The sequence below is a fragment of the Paenibacillus elgii NBRC 100335 genome (assembly GCF_004000865.1).
In the GTDB taxonomy this organism is placed as follows: domain Bacteria; phylum Bacillota; class Bacilli; order Paenibacillales; family NBRC-103111; genus Paenibacillus_G; species Paenibacillus_G elgii.
The window spans coordinates 1-12183 of the sequence record NZ_BIMB01000005.1; the positions used below are offsets into that span (position 1 = coordinate 1).

At 53.3% G+C, this 12183-nt stretch carries 11 protein-coding genes; 2 read left to right on the forward strand and 9 right to left on the reverse strand.

Features of this window, described 5'->3' with window-relative positions; genetic code table 11:
• On the reverse strand, positions 1 to 362 hold a 362-nt coding region (locus PEL01S_RS34900; protein ID WP_218032544.1), incomplete at its 3' end, for a hypothetical protein.
• Positions 363 to 522: 160 nt separating this feature from the next.
• Positions 523 to 2091: a carbohydrate binding domain-containing protein gene (locus PEL01S_RS05085; protein WP_127459593.1), complete on the reverse strand. Its 1569-nt coding sequence runs from the start codon at positions 2089 to 2091 to the stop codon at positions 523 to 525.
• Positions 2092 to 2296: 205 nt separating this feature from the next.
• Here PEL01S_RS05085 and PEL01S_RS05090 point away from each other — a divergent pair, with 205 nt between their 5' ends.
• Positions 2297 to 2503, forward strand: a complete 207-nt coding sequence (locus PEL01S_RS05090) for a hypothetical protein (protein ID WP_174806902.1) — start codon at positions 2297 to 2299, stop codon at positions 2501 to 2503.
• A gap of 162 nt (positions 2504 to 2665) precedes the next feature.
• On the opposite strand, the gene PEL01S_RS05095 is transcribed toward PEL01S_RS05090, so the two are convergent.
• Positions 2666 to 4963, reverse strand: a complete 2298-nt coding sequence (locus tag PEL01S_RS05095) for a glycoside hydrolase family 95 protein (RefSeq protein WP_127459594.1) — start codon at positions 4961 to 4963, stop codon at positions 2666 to 2668.
• 137 nt (positions 4964 to 5100) lie between these two features.
• Positions 5101 to 5985, reverse strand: a complete 885-nt coding sequence (locus PEL01S_RS05100) for a LysR family transcriptional regulator (protein ID WP_127459595.1) — start codon at positions 5983 to 5985, stop codon at positions 5101 to 5103.
• 123 nt (positions 5986 to 6108) lie between these two features.
• On the opposite strand from PEL01S_RS05100, the gene PEL01S_RS05105 reads away from it, so the two are divergent.
• The gene (locus PEL01S_RS05105; RefSeq protein WP_063181724.1) at positions 6109 to 7014 is read left to right on the forward strand and encodes a DMT family transporter; all 906 of its coding nucleotides are present in this window, start codon (positions 6109 to 6111) and stop codon (positions 7012 to 7014) included.
• Between the two features lie 399 nt (positions 7015 to 7413).
• On the opposite strand, the gene PEL01S_RS05110 is transcribed toward PEL01S_RS05105, so the two are convergent.
• The 5 genes from PEL01S_RS05110 to PEL01S_RS05130 form a co-directional block, all read right to left on the reverse strand.
• The gene (locus PEL01S_RS05110) at positions 7414 to 8103 is read right to left on the reverse strand and encodes a response regulator transcription factor (protein ID WP_127459596.1); all 690 of its coding nucleotides are present in this window, start codon (positions 8101 to 8103) and stop codon (positions 7414 to 7416) included.
• A gap of 3 nt (positions 8104 to 8106) precedes the next feature.
• Positions 8107 to 9591, reverse strand: a complete 1485-nt coding sequence (locus PEL01S_RS05115) for a sensor histidine kinase (RefSeq protein ID WP_127459597.1) — start codon at positions 9589 to 9591, stop codon at positions 8107 to 8109.
• 12 nt (positions 9592 to 9603) lie between these two features.
• Positions 9604 to 10356 carry an ABC transporter permease gene (locus tag PEL01S_RS05120; RefSeq protein WP_127459598.1) on the reverse strand — a complete coding sequence of 251 codons (753 nt, stop codon included), beginning with the start codon at positions 10354 to 10356 and terminating at the stop codon, positions 9604 to 9606.
• The gene (locus PEL01S_RS05125; RefSeq protein WP_127459599.1) at positions 10349 to 11092 is read right to left on the reverse strand and encodes an ABC transporter ATP-binding protein; all 744 of its coding nucleotides are present in this window, start codon (positions 11090 to 11092) and stop codon (positions 10349 to 10351) included. Before PEL01S_RS05125 ends, PEL01S_RS05120 begins: the two co-directional genes overlap by 8 nt.
• Positions 11093 to 11187: 95 nt before the next feature.
• The gene (locus PEL01S_RS05130; protein WP_127459600.1) at positions 11188 to 12084 is read right to left on the reverse strand and encodes a hypothetical protein; all 897 of its coding nucleotides are present in this window, start codon (positions 12082 to 12084) and stop codon (positions 11188 to 11190) included.
• Between the last annotated feature and the right edge of the window lie 99 nt (positions 12085 to 12183).

The following is a 12183-nucleotide window of genomic DNA, read 5'->3' on the forward strand; positions in this document are numbered from 1 at the left end:
AAAATATCTCTCCATTCTTGAGTAGGTTGGGAGGCTAGGTAGGCGGAGTATTGCCTCGTTATTACCTTCTGCGGGTCATTGGTTATGGTCCCTGCTCCTGCTATATAGTTTGTTCCTGTGAAGCTTCCTCGTTCAAACGATTCTACATCATATATATTCTCATATAGTCCATTGGAAATAGATGCTGCTGTAACAAGCCCCTGACTACCGTAACTTATTGGTAAGGAAGGATTTGCATAGCCAATAGTTGGTAATTCGAAAAACAGCCATATACTTATAAAAGGTATTAAAAATATTATTCGTAAATTTCTTACATGTAATAATACAATTAATATGAAGTTATTGTTTATGTGTGATGCCACTTTTCAAAACTCCCCCTCAGCTTTAACAACAAAGTTTATGTCTCACTTGCCTGCTACCGCTTCACTCAACCGCGTATAATCCCTAAATTTACCCTTTAATCTATTTGATTTTACGGTTGTGTTTTAACCAATTGAATCAACGCACTCTCGGTTGTCGCTATTACGGTAAAATAACCTCTTTACCAACCATATTCCCATTACTATCGTATTTAATTTTGGTAATGGGAACTTTGCTGTTATTTTTTTGTATCTCTAATAATCGTCCGTTCGTGTCGTATTTGTAATTTAATCCTGCGCTAATATCTACGTATTCATTCCATTCAATCCCTTTGACCTTAAACTCTACATTTCTGTACAGAACAAATCCTGTAGTACCTGGACTGTTAGCCATAGTGGGATAAAGCAATAGTCTCGCTATGCTGGATGTAGGTTTACCTGTGTGTTCAAAGTGCTGCCATTTACCTTTATTCGCATTGTCATAATATATAGGTACTGTAAATGCTCCTTCGCCTTGAGCGATGGCTGTAGTCCCTGTTTGGGCGATGTTGGCATCCGATGAAATATACGCATCAAAACTCCAAGTATAGATTGCATTTGGATCAACCGGGATATCGAAACCATGCCATGTCCAAGGCAGATTTTGAGCATAGTCATAGCTATATGTATTGTATGTCTTGCTCGTTAATACTCCTCCGCCCCTAATCGTAAAACCCTCATTTGTCGTCGGTTGCGGAAAAAGATTGGAGACCGTATCCGTTTTTCTAAAGTCCACGTTTTTATATAAAATGTACCCTGTTGTTGCCGGAAGATCCCCAAATGTCGGGTATAGCAGAATTCTTGCTACATCAGATGCCGGTTTGCCGGTAAACTCAAAATGCTGCCACGTTCCTTTGTTTGTATTATCGTAACGGAAAAGTGCAGGGAACCCGCCTTCTCCTTGAGCTATAAACGTATTTCCTGTTACAGCAATATCCGCATCCGGAGAAATATAAGCATCCAAGCTCCACGTATACGTTGCATTGGGATCTACTTTGATGTCGAAGCCATGCCACGTCCAGGGCTTTTTTTGCGCATAGTCGTATTTATACATGCTGTTTGCATAGGATTCTGCAGTAAACAAGCCGCCACCTTTGACACTAAAACCTTCATTATCCGAAGGTTGTGGATACAAGTTAGCTGCCGTTCCTGCTTTTCTAAATTCGACGTTTCTATATTCAATGTACCCTGTTGTTGCCGGTAGACTTTCTTTGGTCGGGTAAAGCAATAGTCTGGCTACATTTGAAGTCGGTTTGCCCGTATATTCAAAATGCTGCCATACCCCTTTTCTCGTATTATCATAATAAAACGAGGCGCCACCGAAACCGCCTTCTCCGTTGGCAATAAATGTACCTCCTGTTACTGCAAGGTTGGCATCAGGGGAAATATATGCGTCAAAGCTCCAGGTATAAGTCACATCCGGATCCACTCCGAGATCAAATCCATGCCATGTCCATGTCGTTTTTTGTCCATAATCGTACTTATAACTGTAAGACTGGTTACTATTTATGATTCCATTATCCCGTTTTGTAAACCCACTGTTATCGCTAGGTTGTGGGAAGAGATTAGTTTCTGATGGAGGGTCAAAAAAATATTTACCAGTTGCTGAAGCATCGAAAGGGAGAGCAAGCAGTATTATAAATAAATTCAAAAAAATGATCGAAATTTTTTTAAAACCATCGGGAAAGACCATAAAATATTTCCTCCATATGTCTGATGTAAATTCTACAGGACTTTCTTACTAATATTTTCCGTGTTAAATTATACCTTTGTCAGATAGTGTCTGTATATAGCGGAGTATGTAAAAAATAATAATATTCCCATCACCCGCTGGCATGGTGACCAAATGGGCGGTCCGCTCATAAAATGCATCATTCAAGCCGCGGGAGATGAAGACTATGAGCAAAGCGAAAACTGCCAAAAAGAACGTCCCGGCGTCGTCTATCGACAAAACCAAGTTCAACATGAAAGTGGTGACCTCGGACGTGTGCGCCCGCTGCCGCAAATGCGAGCGCGGACTGCGGTATCTCGAAAAAATGTCCCAGCCGGGCGCCGTCGGCAACGGGGTGCCTTGCATCTTGACCAAAGGCAAGGCTTACGCTTAGCACAATGCCTCTATGACGAATCAGCGCCGGCGAAACGAAAAGGGCAAGGTACGTTTCCGGCGGTTCCGGAATTCGTCCCTTGCCCTTTTGTATGATAGTTTGCGGTTAATCACGATTCCTTGCAGTTCACTATCTGTCCTTCGCTCGTCGTCAGGCTTTTTTCTATCCCTTCAGCACGTACGTCCGCCCGCCTTCCGCCTCGAACGTGAGCACGCCGTCGCGGACCTCAAACGCCACCGCTTCGCCGTCCGCCACCACAGCCGACACGGCCGTCTGAATTCGAACCCGGCAGGTGCCGCTGTATCCGGCGCGAATCGTCGCTTCCGTCAGCCGGTGGTCGTCCCACGTCATGGCGACCTCGTAGCCGCCGCGAGCCCGCAGCCCGTAAACGCGGCCCGATGGCCAAGCCTTCGGCAGCGCAGGCAGCAGCGCCAGTTCGCCTCCGTGAGACTGCAGCAGCATTTCTGTGATCCCGGCCGTGCCGCCAAAGTTGCCATCGATCTGGAACGGGGGATGCGCGTCGAACAGGTTCGGGTACGTCGACTGGGCAAGCAGCGCCGCTACGTTGTCGTACGCCTTGTCGCCTTCGCCGAGCCGCGCCCAGAAGTTGATAATCCACGCCCGGCTCCAGCCGGTGTGCCCTCCGCCGTTCGCAAGACGGCGCTCCAGCGTCCGCTTGGCCGCCACCGCCAGCTCCGGAGTACGGTGAAGGTGAATCATCTCGCCGGGATGCAGCGCGAACAGCTGCGAGATGTGGCGGTGGCCCGGGTCGGCTTCCTCGTAATCCTCCAGCCACTCGATGATCTGACCGTGTCGTCCGATCCGGGTCTGCGGCAGCTTCGCCATGGCTTTCGCGAGCCGCTGACGGAACGCCTCGTCCAGACCGAGCACAGCCGCCGCTTCCCGGCATGCCTCGAACAAAGTGTAGGCAATCTGCGAATCCATCGCAGGCGCCATGCATAGATTGCCCGTGACTCCATTCGGCAGCACGAACTTGTTCTCGGGAGATATCGACGGTCCCGTCAACAGCCGTCCCTGCTCGTCCTCCAGCAAATAGTCCAGCAGGAACTGCGCCGCTTCCTTCATGACCGGATACGCCCGGTCCGACAAGAAGGAACGGTCAATCCCGAAGCGGTAGTGCTCCCACAGATGAAGCGACAGCCAAGCTGCGCCCATCGGCCAAATTGAGGCGCTGACCGGAATGCCCTCTACATGCGTATCGCCCCACAGATTCGTATTGTGGTGTGCCATAAAACCGCCGCAGCCGTATACCTCCCGCGCCGTGACCCGACCATTTTCGCGCATCCGCTCGATCAAATCGAACAACGGCTCGTGGCACTCTTGCAAATGGCACACTTCCGCAGGCCAATAGTTCATTTGTGTGTTGATATTAATCGTATACTTCGATTCCCAAGGCGGCGTGTAGCTATCGTTCCATATGCCCTGCAGCGTGGCTGCGAGGGAGCCAGGGCGCGAACACGACAGCAGCAAATACCGCCCGAATTGGAAAAATGTTTCCACCAATCCCGGATCGTCATGCCCCTCCTTCACGCGCTGCAGTCGCTCGTCCGTTGGCAAAGAGGCTGCCGCATCCGGTTCCGGCTTCGCCAGCTCCAATCCGACCCGTCGGAAATAGCGGGTGTAATCTTCCGTATGCGCGCGCTTCAACTCTTCATACGGCAGTGATGCCGCCCTTGCTATTTGCTCCAGGCAGACGGCTTTCGGATCATCATGCCGAAACGTCGTGCCCGCCGCAAGTAGCAAGGTCACCGCATCCGCACCCTCTACCGAGATAAAGTCGCCGATCGGCTTCACGCTGCCGCCCTCGGCAATCGCTTTCAAGACCGCGCTGAAGCGGACGCCTTCCGTACCGCACTCGCCGTACATGATCATCGTATCTTCGCCGTATTTTTGGCTGCCCATATCGAACGGCCGGCGCATCATATGCGTACTGAACGTCAGGCTCCCCGGCTGGTCTACCGTCAGTCGGACGGCCAGCACCTGATGGACCGCGCTGCTGAAATATTCCCGGGTGTAGCGGACGCCGTCCATGTCATAACGAACCCGTACGAGAGCCTGCTCCAAATCGAGCTCCCGCTCGTAGGCTTGCGGCGGCTTATCATGCCCGAGCATGTACAGGAGCAGATCTCCTAGCGGCTGGTACGGATGCAAATATTTAGGCGCCGACATCAACGCCATCCGGGCCAAATGCTCCGCTTCCTGCTGCTTGCCTTCCATCAGCAGCCGCCGGACTTCTGGCACGTTCGTCCGCGCGTCGGGATTGTTCGCTTTTTTCGGTCCGCCGTACCAGACGGAATCTTCGTTTAATTGAATTTTGTCCTGCCCTACCGTGCCGAATACCATACCGCCGAGCCGGCCGCCCCCGATAGGTAGCGCCTCCTCCCACCTGCGGGCCGGAGCCGAATACCACAGCGCCAATCGACTGGAACGTTCCTTCATCCGCCATCCCTCCCCTATTCTTATTATTGTAGCCGATCGCTCGGCGTAGGGATATGTACTTTCTTACGATGCATTTGGACAAAAATAAGGTCCAGGACGAGGCACGCCCACGACCCGGACTTACGTACGGCATAACGTCAGAGCGATACTTGCTGCTCATTCAGCCACGCTGTGATATGCTTTTTGAACTTTCGCGCAGCCGGAGAAAGCTGCTTGAAGGATACGGCCGCGAGCACGATCGTGCGGTACGGATCGCCTTCGAGGCCGATCATGTGAATGCCGTCCAGCGCTTCGTACAGCACCATCGCCGGCAAAATGCTGATCCCCAGCCCGTTTTTCACCATCGCCATGATCGCTTGATCTTCCAGCACTTCGTATTTGATGTTCAGCGATAGCCGGTTGATTTTGATGATGCGCAGCAGGTCGCTTTCCTTGCCCCACTTCGGCATAATGAACGGCTCCGCTTGCAGTTGGGCAAGCGACATGACCGTCATCTCGCGGTAAGGGGACTCGTCCGGCACGATGCAGAGCAGGTTGTCCTTGGTCAGCGGGATGATGTCGAAAGGCCGGGCTGCCGTTAACGAAACGAAGCCGAAATCGACCGCGCCACTCGTAATCCAATCGTTAATTTCGTCGTAGTCGCCCTCCAGCAGCTTAATCTCGATCGCCGGGTGCTCCGCCTGGAACCGCTTCATGATGCCGGGCAGCCATTGAGTGGAAATGCTCGTGAAGGTGCCGATCCGCACCGTACCGGTCTCCAGCCCTTGAATCGAAGCGACCTCCTGCTTGAGCAGCTCGCTTCGCTGGATAACGTCCCGGACATGCTTCAGCACGCGCGCTCCGTTCGGCGTCAGCCCGATTCCGGCGCGTCCCCGGGTCAGCAGCGCGAAGCCCCACTCGGTCTCCAGACTGGCGATGGCATGGCTGACCGCCGATTGAGTCAGTCCGAGCTTTTCGGCCGTCCGGGTCAGGCTCCCCAGCTCGACAACCGTGCTGAATACTTCGTATTTGGCCAATGACATGGATCGTCTTCCTTTTCATGAAAATAATTCACATATTATATGATAAACATTCATTTTTCTTATTCATAGTGTACCGTTATACTAATCGATGTGTAAATACATATCGTGTTGGGAGCCAGACAGATGAGAACGGAAATGAAAGCGGATTTGATGATGCTGGGAGCGACGATGCTATGGGCGTCTTCGTATTTGTTCACCAAAGTCGGATTGCAATCGTTAGAGACATTCAATCTTATTGCTTTGCGGCTGCTGATTGCATTTCTGTTATCGGCGCTTGTCTTTCATAAACGTGTGAGGAGCGCCAACTGGTCGACGGTGAGTTCGGCTTTTGTGTTGGGCTCGATTTTGTTTCTCTGCTTCGTGTTTATCACCTTTGGAGTCCGGTCGACCTCCGCTTCGAACGCAGGCTTTCTTGTCGGTCTCTCGGTGATTTTCGTTCCGATCCTGTCGATCCTTTTCCTGAAAAAAAGACCGGAGGCGCGTCTTCTTCTGTGCATCGGACTGGCTATCGTCGGGATCGGCCTGCTGACGCTGACCTCGTCGCTGACGATCAATCAAGGGGATATTTACTGCTTGCTCGGCTCTCTGCTCTTCGCCGTGCATATGCTTGTTACGGGCTCGGCCGTCAAACAGGGGGATGCGATCGCCCTCGGCGTACTGCAGCTCGGGTTTGCCGGACTGTGGGCGCTGTCCTTCTCCTTCCTGATGGAGACCCCGAAGCTGCCGGATACGTTCGATGCCTGGACGTCGATCCTCGGCCTGAGCGTCTTATGCAGCGCCGTCGCCTTCGTTCTGCAGGCCAGCGTGCAAAAGTACGCCTCGCCTACGCGAGCGGCGCTGATTTTCGGCATGGAGCCGTTGTTCGCGGCGATCTTCGCTTTTGTTTTTGCAGGGGAAACGTTGACATCCAGAGGATACGTCGGCGCGGCGCTGCTGCTGCTTAGCGTATTTCTCGCGCAGACCGATGTGAAGAAGCTGTTCGATGGGAAACGGCTGGCCGTCAAGAAGCACCGGCCGGTAAGCAAATAGCTTTGAAGCATATAGAGGAACTCCGATGTCTTAACGTCAGCGAACCATCATTGATTTGAAAAATAAGACATCTGCGGTGCGCTAACCAGACTGTGCGAGGGCAAAATTATATTTTTCGACAAGCATAGAGGAACGTGCGTTCCTCTATCGTCCGCGGTCCAATGCAAAAAGCTACGATAGCGGATCCGGGTTCCTCTAATTTTCGCAACGCACATTTTCCTGAGCGCGGCTTCCAATTCGCGAATCCCATTCGCCAGTTTCGGCGCTGCGAGGCTGTCGGTCAAACCCTACGTCGTTACAGGCGTTCAGCCTCACAAAAGCACGCCCCGCGCACTCCGCAAACCACAAGATCCCGCCTGCTTCCTTTTCGGAGCATGTGCGGGATCTTTTCATCGCGCCTCAAATCTTGAACCGGTACCCCGCGCCCCAGATCGTATCGATATACTGCGGATTGGACGGGTCCTGCTCGATTTTGTCCCGCAGCTTGTGGATATGCACGGTGACGGTTGCGATATCGCCGACCGAATCGTAGCCCCAGATGTGCTCGAACAACTGGTCCTTGCTGAACACCCGGTTTGGATTGGAAGCGAGAAAGGTCAGCAGATCGAACTCCCGGGTCGTAAACGTCACTTCCTGGTTGTTCACGAACACGCGGCGGGACGACTTGTCAATGAGGAGACCGCGGATGCGGATTTCCTCCGTCTGCGAAGCCCGGCTGCCGAGCAGCCGCTCGTAGCGCGACAGATGCGCCTTCACGCGGGCGACCAGCTCGCCCGGACTGAACGGCTTGATGATGTAATCGTCGGCGCCGAGGCCCAGGCCGCGGATTTTGTCGATCTCTTCCTTTTTGGCGGACACCATCAGAATCGGAATATCGTGCTTGTCGCGGATTTTCCGGCATATCTCGAAGCCGTCCACTTTAGGCAGCATCAGATCGAGAATGATCAGGTCGTAATTCCCCGTGAGCGCCTTCTTCAGCCCTTCGTCCCCGCTGTGCTCCATATCGACCTGATACCCGTTAATTTCGAGATAATCTCTCTCCAGCTCGGCAATGCTCGTTTCGTCTTCGATAATTAAAATATTTTTCATCGCTCAGTCCTCGCCGCCTGTAGTTTGATGGAGCGTAAAATAAATGCTCGTGCCTTCGCCAAGCGTGCTTTTAGCCTGAATGACGCCGCCGTGCTCCTCGATAATATGCTTCGCAATGGCGAGTCCCAGCCCGCTGCCTCCGGTGCCGCTGTTCCGCGACGGGTCCGCCCGGTAAAACCGGTCGAAAATATGCGGCAGCGCCTCCGGCGGAATGCCTTGCCCGTTGTCCCTGACTTCCACGATGACCCGTTCGCCGTCGGACTGCATCCGAAGCGTGATGAGTCCCTCTTCCTTGTCCATATATTTGATGGCGTTGCCGATCAAATTGACCAGCACCCGCTTCAGCTTCTCCCGGTCAGCCGTAACCCACACCGGAGCTTGCGCCTCCGGAGCGTCGAACCGAAGCGTGACGCCTTTCTTTTCAATGTCGGCGTGCAGCTGCATGTCGAGGGTGCAGTCCTGCAAAAAAGCGTTCAAGTTCACCGGTTCAAAATGAAACGGCAGCTTCTTCAAATCCAGCTTGGAGAACAAAAACAGCTCGTCGATCAGATGATCCATCTGAACGGCTTTGGCATAGATCGTTTTCAAATATTTATCCAGCTTATCCGGCGAATTCGATACGCCGTCCATTATACCTTCGACATAGCCTTTAATGGCGGTCACCGGCGTTTTCAGATCGTGCGAGATGTTGGAAATGAGCTCCTTGCGGTTCTCTTCGTACTTGAGCTGCACGTCGACGGATTGTTTCAGCCTCCGGCGCATCTGCTCGAAGGATGCCGCCAGCTCGCCGATCTCGTCCTTCGCCAGCGGATTGACTTCAAAGTCGAGATTGCCTTCGCGAATTTCGCCTGCCGCCCGCTGCAATTGACGAAGCGGACGAATTACGCTCCGCGACACCCAGTACGTCAGCAAGCCGTTGGTCAACACGAGAATAACGAGCAGGGAAATAAAAAACGCCACGGTGTAGGTGCGGGCGAACTTGCCGATAAAATTGATGTCTGTGGCGACAAAAACAGTCCCCGGACTGCCGTCCTTGAACTGGAAATCGTACTGCTTGGATAAGAACCACGGGCCTCGGTCCTTCATCACCCGGCCGTTGTTTTCCGAATCCGCCGCTCCGTACGGCGGCAAATTGTGAAGCAGCCCCGGCTTATTCAGCTTCTCCGAGACGTAGGCGACGCCCGCCTGCTTGCGGATGATCAGCCCCATATTAATCGGCTTCAGCCGCTCTTCGAACTGCGCCACGACTGCCGGGTTCAGCAGGGAGTCCGGATCTTCCGTCGTCTTGAGCTTCAATTCGGCACTGATGGCGGCTTCCTTCTCGATCACTTCCTCGATGGGATTGTGGCCCTTCATATCGACATCATACAGCGACCGGACGTCGCCGAAAAAAGCGGCGACAATGATCAAAAACGCGACGCCAGCAAGGATGACCGGCACGATAAGCATCAAAAAATAGGAAAGCACCAACCGGACTTTGATGGACATTGCTTCGGTCTCCTAGTATTGTTTTCGCTCGAATAAGGTATAGCCTCCTGTAAAAAACAATATACAACAAGCGGCCAGAAACATAAAGACGTTCAGGATTTTGCCGGACGCCACGGAGGCTCCAAGCCACAGCATATGCCAGTCGGTGTAAGCCGCAGGGGTGTACACCGCCAGCGCAGGCACGAAGTAAGCGCCAAGCTTTGCCAAAGCATACAGCAAAATGCAGACTGTCAGCGCGCCACTGCCGTTTTTGAAAAATTGGGCGATAAAAGCCGCGGCCAGTCCGAGTGTGAACAGAGGCAGCAGTGCCGTAACATAAGCGGCGGCCGTCCGGCCCAGTCCCTGTACAACCGCATATCCGCCGCCCAGAAACAGAAGGCTTGCAACCGATACGACTAGGGCGATCGCCAGATGCAGCGCCGTATACCCGAGCATGGCGGCCAGCTTGGACGCGAACGCTTGAAATCTCGTAATCGGACGGGTTAAGAGCAGCTTCATCGTCTTGTCGCCCGCTTCCCCGGCGAACATATCGGACGCCGTCATGAAGAGCAGCAGCGGCAAGTAGACGGCGGTATAAAAGCCAAGCAGGACGACCGGGAAATCCGCAGAGGTCAGCGCCCCTACGCCGAAGCCGAATTGAAGCCGCGAGGCGGCAGCTGCCGCGATAATCGGGATCAGGGCGGTCAGAACGAGAAAAACAACCGTTTTGCGCCGGGCCAACAGCTTTGCCAGCTCGTTTATCGTATTCGCATAAAAACTAGGCATGCACTTCCGCCCTCCTTTCTTCGCGCACTTGTTCCATAAAATAATTTTCCAGCGTCATCGGGTTCGCGCCGCGGACAATATCCGCTACGAAATCTTCCCGAATCAGTCTTCCGTTATACAAAATGCCGATCCGGCTGCACAGCTGCTCCATCTCCGTAATCAGATGACTGGATAAGAAAAACGTAATGTGCTGCTCACGGGCCAGCCGGGCAATCAATTCGCGCATCTCCACCATGCCCTCGATATCGAGCCCGTTTGTCGGCTCATCCAGGATAAGCAGCTCCGGCTCGGATAGGATCGCTGCGGCCACGCCCAAACGCTGCTTCATGCCCAGCGAATATTGGCTTACTTTCTCGTGCTTGAAGGCGGCAAGTCCGACCAGCTCCAGCACCTCGTCGATCCGTTTGCGGGGCAGCTGCGGGTAAAACCGGGCGGCGAGCTCCAAATTTTTGTAGCCGCTCATATAATCGTAAGCATCCGCCGTTTCGATAAGCACGCCCACCTTGCTCATCGCTTTCACGAAGTCGGCTGAGGCATCTTGCCCGAACAAGCGCACCTGCCCCCGGTCCGCCCGGCACAGTCCGGCAATGATTTTCATCACGGTCGTCTTGCCCGCTCCGTTCGGACCGAAAAATCCGTAAATATCTCCACGCTGCACTTGCAGCGTAATATTTTCTACGCCGCGCCGGTTGTGGTAAATTTTGGTCAATCCACTTAACTCCAAGACAGCTTCCATCGGCTCATCTCCTTCTTCATCGAAGCTCAACCTTTTGCGTGGACGGCGAAGGACGGCTGACGGGCCGCCCCTCTGTCCCGCTGCGGCAATAGCGCTTATTCTCCGTGTTTTTTCACATCGAGCGTCTTCACTTGCTTGCCGTTCAGATCGATATGATCCGGTGTCGTGCCGTTGAAGTTCGACAAGCCGAAATCAGCGGCAACAACGACTTCGTGGGAAACGCCTTGCGCATCCTTACCGCTGATCGTCAGCGTCATTTGCTGCTTCTCGATCCGGTTGTCCGCGTTGACTTGGGCAGCCAGATCGAACTTGTCGATCTTCACGTCCTGCGTCAGCTTCGGCATGCTGTCTTGCAGGCCCTGGAGCTTATCGCCGAACGGCTCTTGGACGCCTTTATGATGCCCTTCTGCGTTTGCAGCCTGCTTCACCACGAGCGATCCGATCGCATTCGCCACTGCCGGAATTTGGCTTCCGCTCAGCTGCATCGAAATGTTCTTCGTCCCATCCGCTTGCGGCGACAAGGTGACATAATCCTTCAGATTGCCGACCAAGGCGTCGACGACATTCTCGACTTCAGTGCTAATGCCGTCCGGAGCTTGCCCCCGGTGTTCGCCCGCTTTACCCTTCCATTGTTTTCCTTCAATGACGTTGTATATATCGTTGTCGCTCGCTTTGAAGATTTGCCTGCCGTCTTGCCGGTATAGATTAATTCCCTGACTTGCTGTGCCGCCATTGAGATTGATATCTGCGCTCATTTCGTTCTTCGCCTTATCTTCTTTGACGGTCGACTGCACGTCGAGCAGCTTCGTTCCGTTATCCTTCACCGTGACATTCATTTGCTTCGTCACATTTTGTACTGCGAACGTTTGCTTGACGGCCGACTTGTAAGCGTCGTACCCCGGGGCATCTCCAAGCCCCGCATAGGCGGAGCCGATCATAAGCAGGCTTCCGACGGCTACGCTGACTCCGGTTAGTGCGACTCGTTTGTTCATGGTTTCTTCCTCCTTGGGATTGGGGTTTGAAAGCATCTCCGGCTTCCATAATTCCATCCTAAACGGAAGAGCTAAACATTCTAGAAACCGGGGATTAGC